Annotated in this window: 17 protein-coding genes; 4 read left to right on the forward strand and 13 right to left on the reverse strand. The window is 70.5% G+C overall.

Annotation, left to right across the window (positions count from 1 at the left end; translation table 11 throughout):
* Positions 1 to 124 precede the first annotated feature (124 nt).
* The 4 genes from uvrC to uvrB are packed head-to-tail and all read right to left on the reverse strand — an operon-like array spanning position 125 to position 8,357.
* On the reverse strand, positions 125 to 2,200 hold the full coding sequence (gene uvrC / locus EDF27_RS14065; protein WP_123653522.1) for an excinuclease ABC subunit UvrC: 2,076 nt from the start codon (positions 2,198 to 2,200) through the stop codon (positions 125 to 127).
* A complete protein-coding gene (gene uvrA, locus EDF27_RS14070) occupies positions 2,201 to 5,320 on the reverse strand; it encodes an excinuclease ABC subunit UvrA (RefSeq protein WP_243698364.1) in 3,120 nt (1,039 codons plus the stop codon).
* Between the two features lie 48 nt (positions 5,321 to 5,368).
* Complete coding sequence (locus EDF27_RS14075) at positions 5,369 to 6,289, reverse strand: SDR family NAD(P)-dependent oxidoreductase (protein WP_123704345.1); 921 nt, start codon at positions 6,287 to 6,289, stop codon at positions 5,369 to 5,371.
* Complete coding sequence (gene uvrB / locus EDF27_RS14080; RefSeq protein ID WP_123653857.1) at positions 6,279 to 8,357, reverse strand: excinuclease ABC subunit UvrB; 2,079 nt, start codon at positions 8,355 to 8,357, stop codon at positions 6,279 to 6,281. Before uvrB ends, EDF27_RS14075 begins: the two co-directional genes overlap by 11 nt.
* A 190-nt stretch (positions 8,358 to 8,547) precedes the next feature.
* Between uvrB and EDF27_RS14085 the strand changes: the two genes are divergently transcribed.
* On the forward strand, positions 8,548 to 9,876 hold the full coding sequence (locus EDF27_RS14085) for an MFS transporter (RefSeq protein ID WP_123653524.1): 1,329 nt from the start codon (positions 8,548 to 8,550) through the stop codon (positions 9,874 to 9,876).
* A 594-nt stretch (positions 9,877 to 10,470) separates the two neighbouring features.
* On the opposite strand, the gene EDF27_RS19760 is transcribed toward EDF27_RS14085, so the two are convergent.
* The 6 genes from EDF27_RS19760 to EDF27_RS14115 all read right to left on the reverse strand — a co-directional run bounded on the left by EDF27_RS19760 (position 10,471) and on the right by EDF27_RS14115 (position 18,444).
* Positions 10,471 to 11,790: an acyltransferase gene (locus EDF27_RS19760; RefSeq protein WP_165931509.1), complete on the reverse strand. Its 1,320-nt coding sequence runs from the start codon at positions 11,788 to 11,790 to the stop codon at positions 10,471 to 10,473.
* Positions 11,787 to 13,286, reverse strand: a complete 1,500-nt coding sequence (locus EDF27_RS14095; protein WP_132049503.1) for an AMP-binding protein — start codon at positions 13,284 to 13,286, stop codon at positions 11,787 to 11,789. Before EDF27_RS14095 ends, EDF27_RS19760 begins: the two co-directional genes overlap by 4 nt.
* A 22-nt stretch (positions 13,287 to 13,308) precedes the next feature.
* The gene (locus EDF27_RS14100; RefSeq protein ID WP_132049505.1) at positions 13,309 to 14,439 is read right to left on the reverse strand and encodes a hypothetical protein; all 1,131 of its coding nucleotides are present in this window, start codon (positions 14,437 to 14,439) and stop codon (positions 13,309 to 13,311) included.
* Positions 14,432 to 15,034: a dephospho-CoA kinase gene (coaE, locus tag EDF27_RS14105; protein WP_132049507.1), complete on the reverse strand. Its 603-nt coding sequence runs from the start codon at positions 15,032 to 15,034 to the stop codon at positions 14,432 to 14,434. The genes EDF27_RS14100 and coaE overlap by 8 nt, the downstream gene beginning before the upstream one ends.
* Before the next feature lie 104 nt (positions 15,035 to 15,138).
* Complete coding sequence (gene rpsA, locus EDF27_RS14110; RefSeq protein WP_123653529.1) at positions 15,139 to 16,596, reverse strand: 30S ribosomal protein S1; 1,458 nt, start codon at positions 16,594 to 16,596, stop codon at positions 15,139 to 15,141.
* A gap of 168 nt (positions 16,597 to 16,764) precedes the next feature.
* Positions 16,765 to 18,444 carry a DUF885 domain-containing protein gene (locus EDF27_RS14115; protein ID WP_132049509.1) on the reverse strand — a complete coding sequence of 560 codons (1,680 nt, stop codon included), beginning with the start codon at positions 18,442 to 18,444 and terminating at the stop codon, positions 16,765 to 16,767.
* Between the two features lie 114 nt (positions 18,445 to 18,558).
* Here EDF27_RS14115 and EDF27_RS14120 point away from each other — a divergent pair, with 114 nt between their 5' ends.
* The gene (locus tag EDF27_RS14120; RefSeq protein ID WP_132049511.1) at positions 18,559 to 19,332 is read left to right on the forward strand and encodes a VOC family protein; all 774 of its coding nucleotides are present in this window, start codon (positions 18,559 to 18,561) and stop codon (positions 19,330 to 19,332) included.
* A 187-nt stretch (positions 19,333 to 19,519) separates the two neighbouring features.
* Here the strand turns inward: EDF27_RS14120 and polA are convergent, their stop codons facing one another.
* A complete protein-coding gene (gene polA / locus EDF27_RS14125) occupies positions 19,520 to 22,192 on the reverse strand; it encodes a DNA polymerase I (RefSeq protein WP_132049513.1) in 2,673 nt (890 codons plus the stop codon).
* A gap of 120 nt (positions 22,193 to 22,312) precedes the next feature.
* Here polA and EDF27_RS14130 point away from each other — a divergent pair, with 120 nt between their 5' ends.
* Both EDF27_RS14130 and EDF27_RS14135 read left to right on the forward strand, forming a co-directional pair.
* On the forward strand, positions 22,313 to 22,681 hold the full coding sequence (locus EDF27_RS14130; RefSeq protein ID WP_123653858.1) for a hotdog fold thioesterase: 369 nt from the start codon (positions 22,313 to 22,315) through the stop codon (positions 22,679 to 22,681).
* 44 nt (positions 22,682 to 22,725) lie between these two features.
* Complete coding sequence (locus EDF27_RS14135) at positions 22,726 to 23,100, forward strand: VOC family protein (protein ID WP_132049515.1); 375 nt, start codon at positions 22,726 to 22,728, stop codon at positions 23,098 to 23,100.
* Between the two features lie 67 nt (positions 23,101 to 23,167).
* Here the strand turns inward: EDF27_RS14135 and EDF27_RS14140 are convergent, their stop codons facing one another.
* On the reverse strand, positions 23,168 to 23,638 hold the full coding sequence (locus tag EDF27_RS14140) for a GNAT family N-acetyltransferase (RefSeq protein WP_243698365.1): 471 nt from the start codon (positions 23,636 to 23,638) through the stop codon (positions 23,168 to 23,170).
* Between the two features lie 69 nt (positions 23,639 to 23,707).
* A complete protein-coding gene (locus tag EDF27_RS14145) occupies positions 23,708 to 24,685 on the reverse strand; it encodes a hypothetical protein (RefSeq protein ID WP_132049517.1) in 978 nt (325 codons plus the stop codon).
* Positions 24,686 to 24,687: the final 2 nt, after the last annotated feature.

Here is a 24,687-nt window from a genome sequence, read left to right on the forward strand (position 1 = left end):
CCCGGGCGCGTCGCCCGAGCGGTCGTGTGGCCCGCGTGAGCGGCCCGGTGGTCTGTTGCTCGGCGACCAGGCTATCGCCCGGCGCGTGGGTGCGCTCCGGGCGGCCTGGAGGCTCCTGGTGGCGTCATGCAGGCAGGTGCGGACCGTCGCTGGTCACCGCTGGGACCCGCACCGGGCCTCCAGACCGGATCACGTCCGACGCATCGGACGCTTCCGACGGGACCGGTGCGCTCGTCGGGGTCGGGCCGGTCGGCGTGCTCGCCGGGACGGTCTGCAGCTTCCGGACCACCGCGGCGGCGGTCGCCGGGCCGACGCCCGGGACCTCGCCGATCTCCTCGGCGGTGGCGGACCGCAGGCGCGTCACCGAGCCGAAGTGCTTCAGGAGCGCACTGACGCGGCTCGGGCCGAGGCCGGGGATCTCGGAGAGCTGCGTCCGGACGTCCCGCTTGCGACGGCCGCGCTGGTGCGTGATCGCGAAGCGGTGCGCCTCGTCGCGGATGCGCTGGATGAGGAAGAGCGCCTCCGAGTTGCGCGGCAGGATCACCGGGAAGTCGTCGTCGGGGAGCCAGAGTTCCTCGAGCCGCTTCGCGATGCCGACGAGTGCGATGTCCCGCACGCCGGCTTCGTCCATCGCCCGCTTCGCCGCCTGCACCTGCGGCTGCCCGCCGTCCACGATGAGCAGCTGCGGGCGGTACGCGAACCGCTTCGTCGGCTTCTCCACCGCGACCACGCCGTCCGCGTTCTGGTCCGGCTGGTCCGGGAGCTCGGCGTCCTCGTCGAGGCGCGCCAGCCGCCGGGTGAGCACCTGGTGCATGCTGTCCGTGTCGTCGCGGGTCTCCGCGATCGAGTAGCGGCGGTACTGGTCCTTGCGGGGCAGGCCGTCCTCGAACACCACCATCGAGGCCACCACGTTGGTGCCCTGCAGGTGCGAGATGTCGTAGCACTCCATGCGCAGCGGGGCCTCGGTCATGCCGAGGGCGTCCTGGATGTCCGCGAGTGCTGCCGCTCGGGTGGTGTAGTCGGCGGAGCGCTTGGTCTTGTAGAGCATCAGGGCCTGCTGCGCGTTCTGCGACGCGGTGCGCGCGAGTCCCGCCCGGTCGCCGCGCTGGGCGGTGCTGAGCTTGGTCCCGCGGCCACCACGACGTTCGCTGAGCCACTGCTGCAGGGCGTCGGCGTCCTCCGGGAGTTCCGGGACGACGACTTCGCGCGGGGGTTCCTCGGTCGTCGGACTGTGCAGCGCTCCGGCTGCCCGCGGCGACAGCTCGCCATCGGCATAGACGCCCTGGACGATCTGCTCCACCAGGTCCCCGGTGGAGATGTCGAGTTCCTTGTCCACGACCCAGCCGCGCACACCGCGGATGCGGCCACCGCGGACGGAGAACAGCTGCACCGCGGCCGCCAGTTCGTCCTCGGCGATGCCGAACAGGTCGAGGTCGACGGAGTCCCGGAGGACCACCGCGGACTTCTCCAGCACGGCTTCGAGCGCTTCGACCTGGTCGCGGTACTTGGCGGCCTGCTCGTACTGCATCGCGTCCGCCGATGCGCCCATCCGCTGCCGGAGCTCGGTGATCACCCGACGGTCGTAGCTGTTCATGAAGCGCACGAACTCCTCGACCAGGGCCCGGTGCTCGGCGATCGTCACGCGCTGCGAACAGGGTCCGCCGCACTTGCCGATCTGCCCCGGGAAGCACGGCTTGCCCGTCTGCATGGCGCGCTTGTACGACGAGTCCGAGCAGGTGCGGATCGGGAACACCTTGATCATCAGGTCGATGGTGTCGTGCACGGCCCAGATCTTCGGGTACGGCCCGAAGTACTTCGCGCCCTTGATCTTCCGGTTCCGCGTGACCATCACCCGCGGGGCTTCGTCGCCGAGGGTGATCGCCATGTACGGGTACGACTTGTCGTCCCGGAACTTGACGTTGAACGGCGGGTCGAACTCCTTGATCCAGGTGTACTCGAGCTGCAGCGCCTCGATCTCGGAGCCGACCGTCGTCCACTCGACGCTCTTCGCCGTCAGGACCATTCGCCGCGTGCGCTCGTGCAGCGTCGGCAGGGGCGCGAAGTAGTTGCTCAGCCGTGCGCGGAGGTTCTTCGCCTTGCCGACGTAGAGCACGCGGCCGTTGCCATCACGCCAGCGGTAGACGCCCGGGTCGGTCGGGATGTCCCCCGCCTTCGGGCGCCACGAGACGGTGTCCGCCACCTACCGAGCACCCGCCTTCTGCTTGTCTGACTCCTTGTCCGCGGTCTGCTTGTCCGCCGTCTTGTCCGCGGTCTGCTTGTCCGCGCCGCTGCTGCGCTGCAGGGCACCGAGCTTGGTCTCGTCGACCTTGCGCGCGCCGACCGAACGCTCCTTGCCCACGCGGGCGTCCTGCGCCTCGAGGATCTCACGGAGGAAGACGCCCGTGTGGCTCTCGGGGACGTCGGCGACGTGCTCCGGGGTGCCGGTCGCGAGGACCGTGCCGCCACCCGAGCCGCCTTCCGGACCCATGTCGATGAGCCAGTCGGCGGACTTGATGACGTCGAGGTTGTGCTCGATCGTGATGACCGTGTTGCCCTTGTCGACCAGGCCCTGCAGCACGAGGAGCAGCTTCCGCACGTCTTCGAAGTGCAGACCCGTGGTCGGCTCGTCGAGGACGTACACCGTGCGGCCGTTCGAGCGGCGCTGGAGCTCCGTCGCGAGCTTCACGCGCTGGGCTTCGCCGCCGGACAGGGTCGTGGCGCTCTGGCCGAGCCGCACGTAGCCGAGGCCCACGTCGACGAGGGTCGCCATGTACCGGTGGATCGCGGAGATCGGCTCGAAGAACTCGGCCGCTTCGCTGATCGGCATGTCCAGGACCTCGGAGATGTCCTTGCCCTTGTAGTGCACCTGCAGCGTCTCGCGGTTGTAGCGTGCGCCACCGCAGACTTCGCACGCGACGTACACGTCGGGCAGGAAGTTCATCTCGATCTTGATCGTGCCGTCACCGGAGCAGTTCTCGCAGCGACCGCCCTTGACGTTGAAGCTGAAGCGGCCGGGCAGGTAGCCGCGGGCCTTCGCTTCGGGGGTCTCCGCGAAGAGCTGCCGGATGCGGTCGAACACCCCGGTGTAGGTCGCCGGGTTCGAGCGCGGGGTGCGGCCGATCGGGGCCTGGTCGACGTGCACGACCTTGTCGAGCTGGTCGAGGCCCTTCACGCGGGTGTGCTTGCCGGCGATGTGCCGTGCGCCGTTGAGCTGGTTCGCGAGCACCTTGTAGAGGATGTCGTTGACGAGCGTCGACTTGCCGGAGCCGCTGACGCCGGTCACCGCCGTGAACACGCCGAGCGGGAAGTCGACGTCCACTTCCTTGAGGTTGTTCGCGCGGGCGCCCTGCACGCTGATCACGCGCTTCTTGTTGATCTTCCGGCGCTCGCTCGGCATCTCGATCGCCCGGCGACCGGCGAGGTAGTCCCCCGTGATCGACTCGCGGTTCTCGATCATCTCGTCGTAGGAACCCGAGTGCACGACGTTGCCGCCGTTCACGCCGGCACCGGGGCCGATGTCGACGACCCAGTCGGCCGTCCGGATCGTGTCTTCGTCGTGCTCGACGACGATGAGCGTGTTCCCGAGGTTCTTCAGCTTGACGAGGGTGTCGATGAGGCGCCGGTTGTCGCGCTGGTGCAGCCCGATGCTCGGCTCGTCGAGGACGTAGAGCACGCCGGTCAGGCCGGAACCGATCTGGGTCGCCAGTCGGATGCGCTGCGCTTCGCCGCCGGACAGGGACCCCGCCCCGCGCGAGAGCGTGAGGTAGTTCAGCCCGACCTCGAGCAGGAACTCCAGGCGCGCCCGGATCTCCCGCAGGACCGCCGCCGCGATGTGGGCTTCGCGATCCGTCAGGGTCAGGGTCTCCATGAAGGAGTACGCGTCGTCGAGGCTCAGCTCGGTGACGTCGGCGATGCTGCGGTCCGCGACGGTCACGCCGAGCACCTCGGGCTTGAGGCGCGTGCCGTCGCACACCGGGCACGGCACTTCACGCAGGTAGCCCTGGAAGCGCTGCCGCTGCGAATCCGACTCCGCTTCGGCGAACTTGCGCTCGATGTAGGGCATCACGCCCTCGAACCCACTGGTGTAGCGCATCTCGCGACCGAACCGGTTGCGCCAGGACACCGAGACCTCGAAGTCCTTGCCGGTCAGGATCGCTGCCTGGACCTTCGGGTCGAGCTGGTTCCACGGGGTGTCCAGGCGAAAGCCGAGCTCCTTGCCGAGACCAGCCAGGAGCTTCTCGAAGTAGGAGTACAGGCCGCTGGTGCCCGTCCAGGGCAGCAGCACACCGTCGGCGAGGGAGGCTTCGGGGTCGCCGAGCACCAGGTCCGGGTCGACCGACATGCGCGTGCCGAGGCCAGAGCACTCCGGGCACGCACCGAACGGCGCGTTGAACGAGAACGTCCGCGGCTCGATCTCGGTGAGGGCGAGCGGGTGGTTGTTCGGGCAGGACAGGTTCTCCGAGTAGGTCCGGACCGCGCCGGGCCCTTCGTGGTCGACGAGGTCGATCGCGACGGTGCCGTTCGTCAGGCGCAGGGCGGTCTCGAGGGAGTCGGTCAGACGCCCGAGGATGTCGTCACTGGCCACCAGGCGGTCGACGATCACCGAGATGTCGTGCTTGACCTGCTTCTTCAGCGTGGGCGGGCTGCTCAGCTGGATGCGCTCACCGTCCACGATGGCGCGCGAGTAGCCGGACGCGGCGAGCTCCTGGAAGAGGTCGACGAACTCGCCCTTCTTCTTGGACACGATCGGCGCGAGGACCTGGAACCGGGTGCCGGTCTCCTGCGTCATCAGCTGGTCGGCGATCTGCTGCACGCTCTGCTTGCTGATCACCTCACCGCAGACGGGGCAGTGCGGGATGCCGATGCGCGCCCAGAGCAGACGCATGTAGTCGTAGACCTCGGTGATGGTGCCGACGGTCGAGCGCGGGTTGCGGTTCGTGGACTTCTGGTCGATCGACACCGCGGGCGAGAGCCCCTCGATGAAGTCGACGTCGGGTCGGTCCACCTGCCCGAGGAACTGCCGGGCGTACGCCGACAGGGACTCCACGTAGCGCCGCTGCCCCTCGGCGAAGATCGTGTCGAACGCCAACGAGGACTTGCCCGACCCGGACAGGCCGGTGAACACGACGAGGGAGTCGCGCGGGATCTCGAGGTCGACGTCGCGGAGGTTGTGCACGCGCGCACCGCGGACGCTGAGCGTCGAGGTGCCGTGCGGTGCCGTCCCACCGGGGAGGTGCAGGTCTGCGGGCTCGAGGTCCACGGATTCGCCGAATGCGTTCCGGCCGGCGGTCGCGGAGTCACGATCAGAGGTGATGGTCATCACCGACGATTCTACGAACCGGGTCCGACATTCGCCCGCGCGCGGCGCTCACACGAGTGCGTCGAGAGCGAACGCCACCCCCGAGGCGCGCTCGCTGGCCACCCAGAGCCGGGCTGCTTCGGTGCGGTCGTGGGCGCGCGGCTGTGCACGGACCACGGCGGCCGGACCGCGGAGCTGCATGAACCCCGCCGGTCCCCAGTACTGCCCCGAGCGGACCGCGTCCGGCCCGTCGGCGGCGCCGACGGCCGCGTGCACGATCGGCAGGGCACCGGCGTCCTTGCCCTGCGCGTACAGGCGCTGCCCCGGACGGGTCCAGCCGGGCTCCGTGCGTGCCGGGGCGACGAGCGGCCGGGACGGAGCCAGCGCGTCGAGCGACAGCCCCGGGTGTGCGACGACGCTCGACACCGAGGACCCGGCGTCGGCCAGGCGCTCGGCCAGCTCGAACCCGAACAGCATCACCGCGAGCTTGCTCCGGCCGTACTGCCCGTAGCTCGAGTAGCGCCCGACCCGCAGCGGATCACCGGGGTCGAGTGACGCCCAGCGGTGCGCGATCGACCCGAGGTGCACGACCCGGCCGGCGGACTGCTCGAGCAGGGGCAGGACGAGCCCGGTGAGCGCGAAGTGCCCGAGGTGGTTCGTGCCGACCTGCAGCTCGAAGCCCTGCGCAGTGGAGCGCCGGGTACCGGAACCGACGACGCCGGCGTTGTTCACCAGCGCGTCGACGGGGCCACGCCCGCCGAGGTCGTCCGCAGCAGCCCGCACGCTGTCGAGGTCCGCGAGGTCGACGTGCAGGTGTTCCAGCGCAGCGTCCGGCACGTGCTGCCGGATGCTCCGCTCCGCGGCGTCGGCGCGCTCCGGACTGCGGGTCGCGAGCACCACACGGTGCCCGGCGGCGGCGAGCTGCTCCGCCGCCCAGTAGCCGAGCCCCGCGCTGGCGCCCGTGACGACGACGCGGCGCTCAGTTGACATGCCCGGCCGACTCCATCTGTCGCAGCGCCTTCTTGAGGTCCTGGACCTCGTCGCGGAGCCGTGCCGCGAGCTCGAACTTCAGCTCGGCCGCTGCCTGCAGCATCTGGTCGTTGAGGTCCGCGATGGTCGCTTCGAGCTGCGTCGCGCCTTCGCCCGCGATGCCGGTGCGCTTGAGCGACGGCGTCGGCGACCGCTTGCCGTCCCGCGCGCTGCTGTTCCGGCGTTCGAGGAGTTCCTTGGTGTCGTCGTTCTCGCGCGCCAGTGCCTCGGTGATGTCGCCGATCTTCTTGCGGAGCGGCTGCGGGTCGATGCCGTGCTCGAGGTTGTACGCGACCTGCTTCTCACGACGGCGGTCGGTCTCCTCGATCGCCTGCTTCATGGAGTCGGTCATCTTGTCCGCGTACATCAGCACCTGACCGGAGACGTTGCGCGCGGCACGACCGATGGTCTGGATGAGCGACGTCGACGAGCGCAGGAAGCCTTCCTTGTCGGCGTCGAGGATCGCGACGAGGGACACCTCGGGCAGGTCGAGGCCCTCACGCAGCAGGTTGATGCCGACGAGCACGTCGTAGACGCCCTGCCGCAGCTCGGTCAGGAGCTCGACGCGCTTCAGGGTGTCGACGTCGGAGTGCAGGTACCGCACCCGCACGCCGGCGTTCCCGAGGAAGTCCGTCAGCTCTTCGGCCATGCGCTTGGTGAGCGTGGTCACGAGCACGCGCTCGTCCTTCTCCACGCGGACCTGGATCTCTTCGAGCAGGTCGTCGATCTGGCCGTCGGAGGGCTTGATGACGATCTCCGGGTCGACCAGGCCGGTCGGGCGGATGATCTGCTCGACGACGCTGTCCGTGATCCCGAGCTCGTACCGTCCGGGCGTCGCCGAGAGGTAGACCTTCTGGCCCGCGCGCTCGAGGAACTCTTCCCACCGCAGGGGGCGGTTGTCCATCGCGCTCGGGAGCCGGAAGCCGTGTTCCACGAGTGTGCGCTTCCGGGAGGCGTCGCCTTCGTACATCGCGCCGATCTGCGGCACGGTGACGTGCGACTCGTCGATCACGATGAGGAAGTCGTCGGCGAAGTAGTCGAGCAGGCAGTGCGGGGCTTCCCCCGGCATCCGGCCGTCGACGTGCCGCGAGTAGTTCTCGATGCCGGAGCAGAACCCGATCTGCTCCATCATCTCGATGTCGAACGTGGTGCGCATCCGGAGCCGCTGGGCCTCGAGCAGCTTGCCCTGGCCTTCGAGCTCGGCGAGCCGCTCGGCCAGTTCTTCCTTGATGGTGCCGATGGCGCGGTGCATCACATCGGTGTCGGCGACGTAGTGCGACGCCGGGAAGATCGACACGGCGTCGAGGTCCTCGATCACGTTGCCCGTGAGCGGGTGCAGCGAGCTGAGCGCTTCCACTTCGTCGCCGAACATCTCGATGCGGATCGCGTGCTCTTCGTACATCGGGATGATCTCGATGGTGTCGCCGCGCACGCGGAAGGTGCCGCGGGCGAAGTCGACGTCGTTGCGCTGGTACTGCATCGCGACGAACCGCCGGACGAGCTGGTCGCGGGAGATCGTCTGGCCGCGGGTCAGCGCCACCGAGGCGTTCATGTACTGCTCCGGCGTGCCGAGGCCGTAGATGCAGGAGACCGTCGAGACCACGACGACGTCGCGCCGGCTGAGCAGCGAGTTCGTGGTGGAGTGCCGCAGCCGCTCGACCTCGGCGTTGACCGAGGAGTCCTTCTCGATGAAGGTGTCCGTCTGCGGGACGTACGCCTCGGGCTGGTAGTAGTCGTAGTACGAGACGAAGTACTCGACCGCGTTGTTCGGCAGGAGGCTGCGGAACTCCGTCGCGAGCTGCGCCGCGAGGGTCTTGTTGTGCGCGAGGACGAGCGTCGGACGCTGTACCTGCTCGATCAGCCACGCGGTGGTCGCGGACTTGCCGGTACCGGTCGCGCCGAGGAGCACCACGTCGGTCTCACCGGCGTTGATCCGGCCCGCGAGTTCGGCGATCGCCGCGGGCTGGTCGCCGCTCGGCGAGTACTCGCTGATCACCTCGAACGGGCGGACCGCGCGGGTGGGTTCGATTGCCACTGCCATGCCCTCAATGCTAGGCGGGGCCACCGACAGCGAGCCGGGGTGCTCGCCCACGGCGTAGCGCGTCCTGCTGGCCCATCGGATTCCGCGACGAACCATCGAGGATCCTGATAGAAACCAGGGTTAGCGTCCCAACCGTTCAGCAACCCGACCAGCGCTCACTCCCCCGAAGAGGCCCCCAATGACCACGGCGACTCCCGCCGCACCGACGAAGGGCACCCCGTTCCGCGGACGCATCCGCGGGCGCGTGCTCATCCTCCTGTGCTTCATGTACGCGATCTCGTACGTCGACCGCACCAACATCTCCACCGCCCTGCCGCACATCACCGCGGAGTTCGGCTTCAACGAGGCCACGGCCGGCCTGATCATCTCGGCGTTCTCGCTGCCGTACGCGCTGCTGCAGGTGTTCGGCGGAACGATCAGCGAGAAGTTCGGTCCCCGCAAGTCGCTCTTCGTGATCACCGTGATCTGGGGCGTCGCGACGCTCCTCACCGGGTTCGCGGTCGGGTTCTGGACGCTCTTCGCCGCCCGCGCGCTCCTCGGCCTCAGCGAAGCGGCGGCGTTCCCGACCGCGACGCAAGCGATGAGCCGGTGGATCCCGCGCGACCGGAACGGCTTCGCGCAGGGCGTCGTGCACTCGGCCGCCCGCCTCGGCAACGCGCTCGCACCGCTCGTCGTCGCCTACTTCATCGCGATCAGCGGCTGGCGCCTCGCGTTCTTCGCGACCGCCGTGCTGTCCTTCGCGTGGGCCGTCGTCTGGTGGTTCTTCTTCCGCGACAAGCCCGAGTCCGCGAAGGGCATCAAGCCGATCGAGCTCTCCGAGCTGCCCCCCGTCGAGACCCGCGCCACGCGTCCGCCGGTCCCGTGGGGCCAGATGGCGAAGCAGATCCTCCCGGTCACGTTCGTCGACTTCGGGTACGGCTGGACGCTCTGGGTGTTCCTCACCTGGCTGCCGACGTTCCTCAGCTCGACGTACAACCTCGAGATCGGGTCGTTCGCCCTCTTCACGACGCTGATCCTGCTCGCCGGTGTCGTCGGGGACACGGTCGGCGGCATGCTCAGCGACCGCATCATCCACCGCGGCGGCAACACCCGGAACGCCCGGCGAACGATCCTGGTGATCGGCCTCGGCGGCTCCCTGATCTGCCTCATCCCGCTCGTGATCGGGCAGGGGCTCGTCGTCGCCACGATCTCGCTCGCGCTGTCGTTCTTCTTCCTCGAGCTCTGCAACGCGAACCTCTGGGCGATCCCGATGGACGTCGCACCGCAGTGGTCCGGCACCGCCTCGGGCTTCATGAACACCGGCTTCGGCATCGCCGGCGTCGTCTCCCCCATCGTGTTCGGTCTGCTCATCGACGCCTCGGGCTGGCAGCTGCCGTTCGCGCTCTCCTGCGCGCTGCTGTTCGCGGCCGCGGTCGTCGCCTGGTTCATGAAGCCGCAGCGCCTCACCATGACCGACGGCGTGCTCGAGATCGGCACCCCGAAGGCGGAGCAGCAGCCCACCGCCTGACCCGCACCACCCCGAGAGCCCGCCCGGTCCCCGACCGCGCGGGCTCTCGTGCGTCCGGTGCGCGGGCGGGGGGGCGGGCGCTCGGGCAGGTGCGCGGGTACGGGCGCGACGAAGGCGACACCACACGTGCGTTCGCGCCGCGCTTCCCACCGTCGCCTGTCGCTCGATGTGCATGCATCGGGGCAGGCGACATCGGGTACACGAATGCGCGGCGCAGATCGACGCACGGTGTCGCATGGCACGCCGACACCGGCCCGCCGCAGGGACGGCGCGTCGACCATCGACCGGCCGACCCGCACCACGCGCAGCGCGCCGCGACCACCCACCCGACGGGAGGCTCGGGTCGGTCGCGCGCACCCGTGCGCGACCACCCACCCGACAGGAGGTTCGGGTCTGTCGCGCGCACCCGTGCGCGACCACCCACGCGACGGGAGGCTCGGGTCGGGCCCGCACCGAGCCTCCAGGCCGGCACGTGGCCAGTCCACCGCCGGGCGCACGCCGCGACGTCGACGCACCACCCGACGGGTCCGCGAAAGCGACAGTGGTCGCGTGCCAGGCACGCGACCACTGTCGCTTTCGCGGACCGCTCCCGCGCTACGCCCGCGAAGCCGCCGAAGCAGACGGCGCGGCCGCAGCCGCAGCCGCCGCACGCTTCGCGGCGCGCGCCGCACGCACCTTCCGGGACGACAGCGACGGACGACCGGTCAGCGGCACGCTGAGCGGGGTCCAGCGGAACACCTCGGTGATCGCGACCGCGAGCACGACCACGAGCAGGTAGGTGACGAGCGTCAGCCAGGGCTTCGGGACGAGGGCCTCGAGCGGGCTCGACCCGTACAGCAGCAGCCAGATGACCAGCGGGTGGCTCAGGAAGATACCGAACGACCGGTCCGAGGCGTAGTCGACGACCTTCGCCAGCCGGCTCCCCGGGACGCGACGGTCCGCCCACCAGGCACCGATCGCCAGGAAGCCGACGAAGACCACGGTGCTCCACACGGCCTCGATCGGCTGCAGCGGCGTGCCGGCAGCGTACGGCGACTGCCCGGCGAGCAGCTGCACGACGAACACCGCGAGGGTGAGCAGCGCTCCCCCGAGGAAGCCCCACATGATCCCGCGACGGTACGTGCGGATGAACCCGAGGAACCGTTCGGCGTGGTCCGCCGCGATCGCACCGGACACGATGAAGAACACGTACGAGAAGAAGAACTGCTTCTGGTACCCGTTCAGCCAGGCGTCACTGGCCGGGAAGTACTTGTAGCCGGCGAAGACCACGAGCTGGAAGACGAGCGAGACGACCAGCACCCACACGTGGTGCCCGCGGGTCTTCCGGACCAGCCACATGATCGCGGGGAGCAGCAGGTAGACCTGCATCGTCACGAGCAGGAAGTACAGGTGGTACTTCGCGGTCCCCGTCACGACCCCGGTCGCGAAGGTCGTCACGAGTGCGGGCACGTCGCCACGCTGCCCGGGGTCGAGCAGCCACGCGGACCCCACGTAGACGAACGACCACGCCAGGTACGGGACGCCGACGAGCAGGAAGCGCTTCGGCCAGAACACCGACATCGGCTTCGGGCGGATCGAGTAGCTGTAGACGAGCACGAACGCGGTGAGCGTGAAGAACACCAGCCGCGTGAAGTGCAGCAGCGAGAGGAGCCCGGCGAGCCCGATGTCGTCGGACGCCATCGTGTGGCTCGTGGTGTGCACGCCGAGCACGCACGCGAACGTCAGGATCCGGAGGACGTCGACCTCGTACAGGTGCCGCGGTTTGCCCGAAGCGGTCCTGGTGGGGGTCTGCACACCGACGGGCTGCGCCGGCGCGTCGACCGCGCCGTCGGGCCCCGCCGGGGTGTCGGGCTTCGCCGGGGCGTCCACCGTGCCGTCCGAGCCCGGGCGCGTTCGCTGGTCCGTTCCGCTCACGACGCCGCCATCCCGCGGACACGCGCCCGCTGGATCTTGCCCGTCGGTGCGCGCGGCAGGTCCGGCACGACGACGATCTCGACCGGGCGGCGGAACCGCGTGAGCGAGCGTTCGGCGCGTGCGGTGAGGTCGGCGACCAGTGCCTCGGCGTCGACGGGTTCGTCGGGCTGCGGGATCACGTACGCGATCGGCACGCTCCCGAGGACGTCGTCCGGGCGTCCGACCACGACGGCTTCGAGCACGCGGGCATCGCCGAGGAGCACGTCCTCGACCTCCGACGGGTAGACCTTCTCGCCGCCGCGGTTGATCACGTCGTCGGAACGGCCGGCGAGGGCGACCCAGCCGTCCTCGGACACCGAGCCGACGTCACCGGTCGAGAGCCAGCCGTCGGCGTCGAAGCGTTCGGACGCCCGGCCGAACAGGTACGAGTGCACGATGCCGGGCCCGCGCACCCAGAGCGCACCGACCTCTCCCGCGGGCAGCACGGCGCCGTCCTCACCGCGGACCTGGACCTCGGAGCCGACCGGCACACCGACGGTGCCGGCACGCGCGGGAGCGTCGAGCGGCGTCGCCGTGATCTGGCTGGCACCCTCGGTCATGCCCCAGCTGACGATGAGCGGGACGTCCCCGAGCGCGGCGCGGACCGGGTCCGGCAGCGGCGCGGAGGCGCTCCGGACGAACCGCAGTCCGGCCGGGAAGTCGAGCGGGCCGGTCTTCGCGAGCACCGCGAGGATCGCCGGCACCGCGTTCAGCCAGGTGATCCGGCGCTCGGCGAGGAGCTCCCAGAAGCCGGTCCGGCGGAAACGGCGGTCGAGCACGAGCGTGGCGCCGGCGACCAGGGTCGCGAGCAGGCCGACCACCTCGGCGTTGACGTGGAACAGCGGCAGCGAGTTGAACCCGCGGTCGTCCCGCGCCAGCCGGTTGTGCCGGGCGACGGCGCGCGCCACGAACAGCAGCTGCGACTCGGGCAGCTCGACGCCCTTCGGTGTCCCGGTCGAGCCGGACGTGAACAGGACGACGGAGCCCTCCCCCGGCGCGTCCGGGCTCTCGCCGGGCAGGTCGCCGTCACGGACGTCGGACGGGAGGCCCGTGGCCGGGTCGACGCGGGCGGCCGGTGCCCCGGGGATGGTCGCGTCCACGGCACGGTCCGACACCACCATCGACGCGCCGCCGAGCAGGTCGGCGAGGCGTGCCGGCTCGGTGGTCGGCTGTCCGGTGTCGACGGGGACCGCGCGACGGCCGGACGCCACGGCGGCGAGGTGCACTACGGCGAAGGACAGCGGGTCCCCCACGTCCACGAGCACCGCACCGGAGTCACCGACCCCGATCACGTCGAACGTGGCGGCCCACGCGTCGACGGCGGCACCGAGCGCGCCGTAGCTGAGGACCCGGTCGGACCGGGCGTCCTCCAGGTACACGCGGTCGGCGTCGGTGGCTGCGCGCTCCCGGATCAGCGCGCGCAGGCTGGGTTCAGGTGATCGACCTTCTTGCTGCACCAGCCAATGCTAGATCCGCTTCCTATGACTCGCCGGAGGATGCGCCATGAGGCGCGAAGCGGTGCAGCAGCCACTGCCAGAGCCCCTCCATCCGGGGCTGCCCGGAGGCGTCGAGCGGCGTGGTGTCCTTGATCGTGCGCGAGTGCGACTCCGCGGGCGTGCCGACGCGGATGTCGGTGAGGATCGCGTGCGGGTCCGAGCCCTCCGGCGGTGCCGCAGTGTCGGTCCGCCACGGCCCCTCGGCGCCGCCCGGGGTCGCGGGGGTGTCCAGCCCGAGCGCGCGCCACGACCCGCGGATGCGCGGACCGAAGACGTCCCGGACGTCGTCGATGGCGTACATCCGCGCCGGCGGGGTGCGACCGGGTCGGTCCATCCACGCCGCGTGCACCGGACCGAGGGACTCCACCGGGGACGAGAACATCAGCGCGCCGAGCACGGGACGGATGTGCGAGATGTACGCCGCCTCGCCGCCGCCCTGCGAGTGCCCGGCGACGACGATGTCCTTCCAGGAGATGGTGTCGACGGCGTCCTGGCCCTTGCCCGGGTTCTCCTTCGCCGGTGTCACGAACCGACCCCACCCCCCGTCGGGGTCCACGTCGTCGAGGTGCGCGATCGCGTCCCGGAAGCGCGACACGATCGAGCCGGCCGGGGACACCGCGCTGAAGTCGGATGGGCGGGAGCCGTCGAACCGGTTCCGCTGGACCGCGCCGTAGCAGTGCGGGTCGGCCTCGCAGGTGCCGGAGAGCGTCCTGCCGAGGTTCCAGTAGTCGAGCCCGAGCACGTGGTACCCGTCCCCCAGCGCCGTCGTCAGGAACCGCTGGTACTCGGCGGGGCGTGCACGGGTCGCAGGCAGGAAGAGCAGCAGCGGGCCGTCGCTGGCGGTCCTGGCGGCGAAGTCGTCACGGTTCGGGGAGAGCCGCTCGCCGTCGATCGCACCGAGCCGGAACCGGTGGAACTCGTCCTGCGGGCCGTTCGCGTCCCCGCGTGCCTTGCTGTTCCGGCCGCCGTTCGCGTGCACCGCTTCGCGGCCGTGCTGCTCCACGCGCTGCTCCGCCATCACGTTCGCGGCGACCAGGGTGCCGCCACCGATCGCCACCAGGAGCACGGCGGCGAGGATCAGCAGGACACGGTGCCGCATGACCGCGTCAGCCACGCACCCGGCGCCACACGGCGTCGGCGGAGGCGATGGTGTCCTCGAGCGTCCCGGTGGCGTCGACGACGTGGTCGGCGAGTGCGAGGCGTTCCGCGTCCGAGGCCTGCGCACCGACGCGACGCTCGGCCTCTTCGCGGGACATGCCGCGGTGCTCGACGAGGCGCTCGACCCGGACGGCGGCGGGCGCGTCCACCACGACGACCGCGTCGAAGTGCAGCGGGCGCGACCCCCGCGCTTCCGCGAGGAGCGGCACGTCGTAGACGACGACCGCGTCGGGGTCGGCTGCCGCGGCCGCGTCGAAGGCCTGCTGCGCGAGGCGCCACACCTCGGGGTGGGTGATCCCCTCGAGGTCCTTCCGCGCGGCGGGGTCCGCGAAGACGATCGCGCCGAGCGCCGGCCGGTCGAGCGAGCCGTCCGCCGCGATGACGCCGGGGCCGAACCGCTCGGCGACCCGGGCCAGACCCTGGCTGCCGGGGGCGACGGCGTCGCGGGCGAGCCGGTCGGCGTCGACGATCACCGCCCCGTGGTCGGCCCAGCGTCCGGAGACGGTCGACTTGCCCGCGGCGATGCCGCCCGTGAGTCCGATGATGCGCACGGCGACCAGCCTAGGCGGCTGCTTCTCGGGAATCGCTGTCTCCTGGGACGCCGGAAGCCCGGCACCCTGTGAGGGTGCCGGGCTTCCGGTTCACGCAGCTGCGATCAGTTGGTCGAGCTGAGCTTCTCGCGGAGCGCCGCGAGCGAGGCGTCGTCGGCCAGGGTGCCCTGACCGGCCTGCTCGCTCGTGAACGACGAGGAAGCGCTGGCCGGGAGGTCGAAGCCACCCTGCGCCTCTTCGGTGAGGGACTTGGCGACCTGGGCCTTGTGGGCCTCCCAGCGACCCTGGGCGGCGGCGTACTGACGCTCCCACTCTTCGCGCTGGGTGTCGTAGCCCTCGAGCCACTCGTTGGTCTCCGGGTCGAAGCCCTCGGGGTACTTGTAGTCACCCTTGTCGTCGTACTCGGTCGGCATGCCGTAGAGAGCCGGGTCGAACTCGGCGCTCTCCGGGTCCACGCCCTCGTTCGCCTGCTTGAGGCTGAGCGAGATGCGGCGACGGTCGAGGTCGATGTCGATGATCTTCACGAAGACCTCGTCGCCGACGGAGACGACCTGCTCGGCGAGCTCGACGTGCTTGTTCGAGAGCTCCGAGATGTGGACGAGACCCTCGATGCCGTCCGCGACGCGGACGAAGGCACCGAACGGCACGAGCTTCGTGACCTTGCCCGGTGCGATCTGGCCGATCGCGTGGGTGCGGGCGAAGACCTGCCACGGGTCTTCCTGCGTGGCCTTGAGGGAGAGCGACACGCGCTCGCGGTCCAGGTCCACCTCGAGGATCTCGACGGTGACTTCCTGACCGACCTCGACGACCTCGCTGGCGTGCTCGATGTGCTTCCAGCTGAGCTCGGAGACGTGGACGAGACCGTCGACGCCGCCGAGGTCGACGAACGCACCGAAGTTGACGATCGACGAGACGACGCCCTTGCGGACCTGGCCCTTGTGCAGGTTGTTGAGGAACGTGGTCCGGGACTCGGACTGCGTCTGCTCGAGGAGCGCACGGCGCGACAGGACCACGTTGTTGCGGTTCTTGTCGAGCTCGAGGATCTTCGCCTCGATCTCCTGGCCGAGGTACGGCGTGAGGTCACGCACGCGGCGGAGCTCGATGAGCGAGGCCGGGAGGAAGCCGCGGAGACCGATGTCCACGATGAGGCCACCCTTGACGACCTCGATGACGGTGCCGGTGACGACCCCGTCGGACTCCTTGATCTTCTCGACGTCGCCCCACGCACGCTCGTACTGCGCGCGCTTCTTCGACAGGATGAGGCGGCCTTCCTTGTCCTCCTTCTGGAGAACCAGGGCCTCGACCTCGTCGCCGACGTTGACGACCTCGTTGGGGTCCACGTCGTGCTTGATCGAGAGCTCGCGCGAGGGGATGACGCCCTCGGTCTTGTAACCGACGTCGAGGAGGACCTCGTCGCGGTCGATCTTCACGACGGTGCCGGAGATGAGATCGCCGTCGTTGAAGAACTTCAGGGTCTTCTCGACCTCGGCCAGGAAGTCATCAGCCGAACCGATGTCGTTGATGGCGACCTGCTTAGGAGCCTTGGTCGTAGTGGTTGTCATGTAGAGATTGCTCCGAACGGACATGAGTCGGGCCAGGACGACGCGGGAGACATGTCCCCGCATGGTGCCGCCGTGGCGGTTGGTTGTGGGCGCGCGGATTGCGCCGCACAAGTCTAACCGGTGCGCGCGACCCCTCACAAGCGGGGTGCCGCGCGTGTCGCCGGGCGTCTAGTCGAGCAGCGCCGAACGCAGCGTGTCGAGCCCGATGCTGCCGAGGGCGAGCGCCCGGTGGTGGAAGGACTTCAGGTCGAACGCCGAACCCTCACGCGCGGCCACCTCGTCACGGATCGCCTCCCAGACGCGCTGGCCGACCTTGTACGACGGTGCCTGTCCCGGCCACCCGAAGTACCGGGCCACCTCGAAGCGCACGAAGGCGTCGTCCATGTTCACGTTCTGGCGCATGAAGTCGAGCGCGTACTCCCACGTCCACCCGCCGCCGTCGGGGTTCGTCTTCTGCAGGTGCACCCCGATGTCGAGCACGACCCGGGCCGCACGCATGCGCTGCCCGTCGAGCATGCCGAGCCGGTCCCCCTCGTCGTCGAGGAACCCGAGCTGCTCCATCAGGCGCTCCGCGTAGAGCGCCCAGCCCTCGACGTGGCCGGACGACCCGGACAGCTGCCGGCGCCAGGTGTTGAGCTCGCCGCGGTTGTAGACGCCCTGGCTGATCTGCAGGTGGTGGCCGGGGACGCCCTCGTGGTAGACGGTCGTCTTCTCGCGCCAGGTCTGGAACTCGGTGACGCCCTGCGGCACGGACCACCACATTCGGCCGGGGCGGGAGAAGTCGTCGGAGGGGCCGGAGTAGTAGATCCCGCCCTCCTGCGTCGGGGCGATCCGGCACTCGAGCCGCTTGATCGGGTCGGCGATGTCGAAGTAGACGCCGTCCATCGCACGGATCGAGGCGTCGCTCGTCTCCTGCATCCACCGCTGCAGCGCGTCGGTGCCGTGCAGCATGCGCGACGGGTCGGCGTCGAGCACCTCGACCGCGCGCGCCACGGACGCGCCCGGTTCGATGCGGTCCGCGATGCGCTCCTGCTCGTCGCGCATGCGCGCGAGCTCCTCGAGCCCCCACTCGTAGGTCTCGTCGAGGTCGACGACCGCGCCGAGGAAGCGGCGGGAGTGCAGCTCGTAGGCGTCCCGTCCGACCGCGTCGACCGGCGTCGCGAGCGGCATCAGCTCGTGTTCGAGGAAGCGTCCGAACGAACGGTAGGCGGCCGCTGCGACCTCGCCGTGCCGGGTCAGCTCCGCGCGGAGTGCGTCCGGCACGGGCGACCCGTCGTCCAGGGTGGCCTCCGCGGCGAGCTGCTGGAAGAACCCGTCCGCCGCGCCGCTCCGGGCGGCCTGCTCCGCGACGAGCTCCACCTGTCGCTTCGCCGGGGTGACGTCCTCGCGCGTGCCCTCGAGCAGCGTCTCCCGGAACCCCTCGAGTGCACCGGGCAGCGCACTCACGCGGCTGGCGATGTCGGCCCAGTCCGACTCGGTCGCGGTCGGCATGAGGTCGATGATCTCGCGGAGCGACTGCGCCGGGCTCGCGATGACGTTGAGGTCACGGAGGTGGAGCTTCCGGTCGTACGACTCGACGACGAGGTCGAGCTCGGCGCCGAGGTCGGTCTTCGTCACGCGGTCGACGTCGTCCACCGGCTCGGCCGCGGCCAGGGACCGCGCGGCCGACCTCGCCGCGTCCGCCATCGCCGCGGCGCCGGCCGGGGAGGTGTCGCCGTACTCCCCCGTGCGCCCGGGGACGCCGATGTACGTGGCGATCGTCGGGTCGAGGTCGACGAGCGTGGACACCCATCCCTCGGCGACGCGGTCGACGGCGGACGGCTGGCGGACGGGGCGCTCTTCGGTCATGCTCCGACCCTACCGACAGGCGTCGACGCGGCGCGCGGGCCCCCACCGACCGACGTCGGTGCCGCGCGCTACGCTCGACCCGCCGGACCAACCGGCCAGTCGAAAGGATGTTGCATGTCGGAACACACTGGTGCGTGGGCACCGGGATCACCGTGCTGGTCGGACCTCGGCGTCGGCGACGTGCCTGCGGCGCGAGACTTCTACGCCGGCGTCTTCGGCTGGCGGTTCGAGGACGGCCCGCCCGAGTCCGGCGGGTACGTGATGGCGCTCCTCGACGACCGTCCCGTCGCGGGTGTCGGCCCGCTCATGGGCGAGGGACAGCCCGTCTCGTGGACCGCGTACCTCGCGACCGACGACGCCGACACCACCGCGACGGCCGTCACGAGCGCCGGCGGGACCGTGGTCACGCCGCCCTTCGACGTGATGGACGTCGGCCGGATGGCGGTCGCGGCCGATCCCACCGGTGCCGTGTTCGGACTGTGGCAGGGCCGGGCACACGACGGGTACGGCCTCGTGAACCAGGCGGGCGCACCCTGCTGGAACGAGGTCCACACCCGCGACGCCGAGGCCGCCAAGACCTTCTACGCCACGCTGTTCGGGTACACCTACGACGTGTTCGGCGACCCCGCCGAACCGTACGCGGCCGCCAAGCTGCACCCGGAGGACCCCGCGCCCGTCGACGGGGTGTTCACGCCGCCCGGCGGACTGCCCGACGGCGTCCCCGGGTACTGGCTCACCTGGTTCGGCTCGACCGACACGGACGCGACGGTCGCGACGGTCACCGCGCACGGCGGCTCCGTGCTGATGGGGCCGTTCGACAGCCCGTTCGGTCGCTCCGCCGTCGTGGCCGGAGCCCAGGGCGAGGTCTTCGCCGTCGTCGCCGTCTGACCGACGGCTGCCGCGCCGCGACGGACCCACGGCGGCGGCACCGCAACCAAATGACCGACGGGAGGCCCGGTGCCAGCCGGCACCGGGCCTCCCGTCCGTCACGACGCGGGCGCAGTGTCCCCGGGTCACGACGCGGGTGCAGTGCCCCGGGATCACGACGCGGGTGCAGTGCCCCGTGAGCCGCGCGTCAGTGCGCCGCTGCCTCCCAGTTGGCGCCGGTCCCGACCTGGACGTCGAGCGGCACCGTCAGGTCCGCCGCGCCGCCCATCCTGGTACGGAGGATCTCCTCGACGCGGTCCTGCTCGCCGGGCGCGACTTCGAGGATGAGCTCGTCGTGCACCTGCAGCAGCAGGCGGGTCCCGAGCTCGCCGTCGCGCAGGTCGGCCGCGACGCCGAGCATCGCGATCTTCATGATGTCCGCCGCCGAGCCCTGGATCGGGGCGTTCAGCGCCGCACGCTCGGCGTTCTCGCGGAGCACCCGGTTCGGGCTCTTGAGGTCCGGGAAGGGACGGCGACGGCCGAAGATCGTCTCGGTGTAGCCGTCTTCCCGCGCCTGCTCGACGACGTTCCGGAGGTAGTCGCGGACGGCACCGAACCGGGCGAAGTACTCGGTCATCAGCGTCCGCGCTTCACTCTGCTCGATGCGGAGCTGCTTCGAGAGCCCGAACGCGCTGAGGCCGTACGCGAGCCCGTAGGACATCGCCTTGACCTTGGTGCGCATCTCCGCGGAGACGTCCGACGGCTCGACCCCGAAGACCCGGGCACCGACGAACCGGTGCAGGTCTTCGCCCTCGTTGAAGGCCTGGATCAGCCCGGGGTCGCCGGAGAGGTGCGCCATGATCCGCATCTCGATCTGCGAGTAGTCCGCGGTGAGGAGCGTCGTGTACGGCTCGGCGACGGCGAACGCCGACCGGATCCGACGGCCGACCGCGGTCTTCACCGGGATGTTCTGCAGGTTCGGGTCCGTCGAGGACACCCGGCCGGTGCTGGTGCCGGTCTGCTCGTACCGGGTGTGGATGCGGCCGTCGACGACCGCGGCGTCGAGGGTGTCGACGATCTGGCGGAGCTTCGTCGCGTCGCGGTGCTGCAGCAGGAGCCCGAGGAACGGGTGCGGGTGCTGTTCCTGCAGGTCCGTGAGGCTGGCCGCGTCGGTGGAGAAGCCCGTCTTCGTCTTGCGGGTCTTCGGCATCGCGAGCTCGGTGAACAGCACTTCCTGCAGCTGCTTCGGTGACCCGAGGTTGACCTCGTGCCCGATCTCCGCGAAGGCCTGCTGGGCGAGTTCGGCGGCGCGCTCCCCCAGTTCCTTCGACAGGCCGGTGAGCACCGGGCGGTCGATGCCGACGCCCGTGGTCTCCATCTGCGCGAGCACCGAGACGAGCGGGAGCTCGATGTCGTCGAGGACCTGCAGCGAGCCGGGGTCGATCCGGGCGCGGAGCGCGGTGGTGACCCGGAGGACGTACCAGGCGTGCACGCCGACGTTCACCGGGTCGGTCTCGGGGACGAGCTGGTTCGGGTCGGCGGTGGGGAGTTCCTCGCCGAGTTCCTGGTAGACGAGGTCGGTGAGGGGCTGCCCCTGCTTGCCGGGGTTCGCGAGCCAGCCCATGATCCGGGCGTCGCCGGCGACCCCGTTGACGGTGATGCCCACGGTGCCGAGCGCCTTGATGGCGGCCTTGGCGTCGTGGAAGTGCTTCGGAGCGTCCGAGGCGAACCAGGCACTGAGCTGCTCGTAGTCCTTCGCGCCGCTGCCGCCCGGCACCAGCACGGCGTCGTCGTGGGTGGCGATGCCGATGGCGCTGAGGCGGCCGTCGATCACCTCGACCGCGACGCCGTACCCGTTCTCCGCGGCGGCGGCGTTCTTGCGCTCCAGCCAGTAGCCGAGCTCTTCGTCGATGAGGGTCTTGACGGGCGGCGGGGTGACGCCGGCGTCCTCGATGCCGCCCTCGACCGCGGTGGCGTCGCTCGGCTCCCCGTTGCCCGCGACCTTGAACACACGGTCGAGCAGCGTCCGGAACTGCAGCTTCGCGAAGAGCTCGCGCACGGCGGCTTCGTCGAGGGGCCGCAGGGCGACGTCACCAGGGCCGACCGGCAGCTCGACGTCGGTGACGAGGCGGTTCAGCTTGCGGTTGCGGATCGCACGGTCCTTCTGCTCGCGCAGGTTGTTGCCGACCACGCCCTTGATCTCGTCCGCGTGCTCGAGCACGCCGTCGAGCGAGCCGTACTGGGTGATCCACTTGACGGCGGTCTTCTCGCCGACCTTGTCGATGCCGATCAGGTTGTCGCTGGTCTCACCGACGAGCGCGGCGATGTCCGGGTACTGGTGCGGTTCGATGCCGTACCGCTCGTACACCTTGTCGCGGTCGTAGCGTGTGAGCTCGGAGACACCGCGGACCGACGGGTAGAGCAGCGTGACGTCGTCGTTGACGAGCTGGATCGAGTCGCGGTCGCCGGACACCACGTAGACCTGGTACCCCTGCGCGGAGCCCTGCGAGGAGAGCGTCGCGAGGATGTCGTCCGCCTCGTAGTCCTCCTTCGTGACGGTCGTGATGCCCATCGCCTCCAGCGCCTGCTGCAGGAGCGGGATCTGCCCCTTGAACTCCGCCGGCGTCTCCGAGCGCGTGCCCTTGTAGTCCTCGTACTCCCGCGTGCGGAAGGAGAACCGTGAGATGTCGAACGCGACCGCCAGGTGGGTCGGCTTCTCGCGCTGCAGGAGCATCAGCAGCATCGAGATGAAGCCGTGGATGGCGTTCGTGTGCTGCCCGTCGCGGTTGACGAAGCTGTCCACCGGCAGGGCGTAGAAGGCCCGGAAGGCGAGCGAATGGCCGTCGATGACCATGAGGGTAGGCTTTGCGGAGTCCGACACCCGGACAGCCTACCGACGGCCCCCGACAGGGCCGACCAGCGCGAAGGGCACCGCGACGTGACCGACGAACAGACACTCACCGGGTCCGCCGAGGGCATCGCGAAGTACGCCGAACGGGGCATGGGCGAACTCGCCGACAAGATGGGCATGGTCATCACGGAGCTCTCCGCGGAGCGCGCCGTCGGCACCATCCCCGTCGAGGGCAACCGCCAGCCCGTCGGGCTCCTGCACGGTGGCGCGTTCGTCGTCCTGGCGGAGAGCCTCGGCTCGATGGCGGCCACCGTCCACGCCGGCGAGGGGCGCTACGCCGTCGGCATCGAGCTGAACGCGTCCCACACGCGGAGCGCCACCTCCGGCGTCGTCACGGGTGTCTGCACCGCGATCCACCTCGGCAACACGCTCACCACGCACGAGATCGTGCTCACCGACGACCAGGGGCGACGCTGCTCCACCGTCCGCATCACCAACCTCATCCGCGACGTGCGCTGACGCCCCCGCGGGGCCGCGCGCCCGTGCAACACCAGGGAGTCCTCATGGACTGGAAGATCGAACTCATCATGGTCCCCGTCAGCGACGTCGACCGCTCCCGCGACTTCTACGCATCGCTCGGCTTCACGATCGACCACGACCAGCGTGTCTCCGACGAGGTCCGCTTCGTCCAGGCCACCCCGCCCGGATCCGCGTGCTCGATCGCGTTCGGCCAGGGCATCATGTCGCCCGACGTCGTGCCCGGGTCGCTGAAGTCCATCCAGGTCGTGGTGCCCGATGCCGACGAGGCACTGGCACACCTGCAGTCGCTCGACGTGAACGCCGTCGGGGTCGACGAGATGGCCTGGGGCCGCTTCGTCTTCTTCACCGATCCCGACGGCAACGCCTGGACCCTGCAGCAGCTGCCCGTCCGGAGCTGACAGCAGCAGCTGCCCGTCCGGAGCTGACGGCAGCCGCTGCGGCGGCAGCCGTGGCGGCAGCGGGCGTTCAGTCCTCCGGTGGGCGCTGCAGCAGCAGCCGGGCGTCGCCGAAGCCGAGCCGCCGGTAGAGCCGCTCGCCGTCCACACTCGAGTGCACCGAGACGCGTTCGGCGCCGAGCTCGTCCGCGATCTCGAGCAGCCGGTCGACCAGCCGTCCGGCGACACCCTGCCCACGCACGTCCGGGTGCACGTAGACGGTCTGCACGTCCGCCGTGATCCGTCGCCCCGGGCGATTCGGCGCGGGCGGTCGTGCGGTGAGCCCGAGCCACGCCATGCCGAGCACGGCGCCGTCGCGTTCGGCGACGACGCACCGGTGCGTCTCCGGGTGTTCCAGCGCGAAGGCCGTCATCGCGTCCCGGTACGCCGCGGGCGACTGCCCGGGGGTGCGCCCGTCCTCGTCGATGCTCCACCGCCACCGCAGATCGGCCACCGCGGGCATGTCGGCCGGACGGGAGGCTCGGATCACCACGTCGTTCACGGCTCCACCTTCGCAGATGGTCGGCTCGAGGGCACGTCGGTCACGGGCGTGCGTTCGGGTCCGCTCGGCCTACCGCCCTGCGTACCTCGCGTTGATGCGGGCGATCTGGACGAATCGGTCGAGCGCTGCGCCGAGGTCATCGTGCCACGAGCCGTTCGACCACGGGCCGCCCTTCTCGTCGGTCGCCCAGACGTGCCACCGGCCGTCGTGCTCCTCGAGTGCAGCGGCGTCGGAGGTGCCCCGTTCGCCGGGCCACAGCACGCGGAGGTGCTCGTCCGCGACGACCCGTCGGGCCTCGTCGAGGTCGCTGAACGGCAGCGCCTTCCGCCACTGCTCGATGACGATCCCGATGCGCTTGCCCGCGGTGCCGTCCCAGTCGAGCTCGAACCCGCGGTCGGTCAGGACGTCGGCGACCTGCTGCCCGGCCGAGAGCTGGGACCGTTCGTTGATCGTGGCTTCGCCACGGCTGGAGCGCATCGCCGTCGCGACGAGGTCCGGGTCGATGTCGGGCGCCGGGCGGAACGACCCGAAGGCCAGGCGCAGCACGTGGCGGTCCAGGCAGAGCCCCTCGGCGTCCTGGGTGTGGAAGTACGCGTACGCCCACTCCCGGAACCCGCCGGGTGCGTCCTCGTCCGGCGTGCGCAGGTCACGCGCCTCGAGGAAGCCGTCGCCCTGGTCGACGCCGAGGTCCATCCCCGTCACGAACCCGAGGCGCTCGAGTCCTCGGAACGCGAGCTCGAGCTCGTCGTGCTGGCTGCTGCCCCACGTCCACGACGCTTCTCCGCGGCGCCGCGCGTCCCAGATCGGACGCGCCCGCGCGACGACGATCGCCCGGAACTCGGCCTCGTCGGGAACGTCGTCGGCGTACCACTCGACGACCGCCTCGACGACGTCGTCGAACCGGAGGAAGCCCGGGAGCACGCGCTCCGTGACGGCCTCGTCGACCATCTGGTCGTCGGGCTCGACCTCGTCCAGGATGTCGTACCCGGTCTGGTCGACGCCGTCGTCGACGCCCTTCGGTCGCCGCCACCTGTCGAAGAACCCCACAG

The sequence above is a fragment of the Curtobacterium sp. PhB136 genome (genome assembly GCF_004346855.1).
Classification (GTDB): Bacteria; Actinomycetota; Actinomycetes; order Actinomycetales; family Microbacteriaceae; genus Curtobacterium.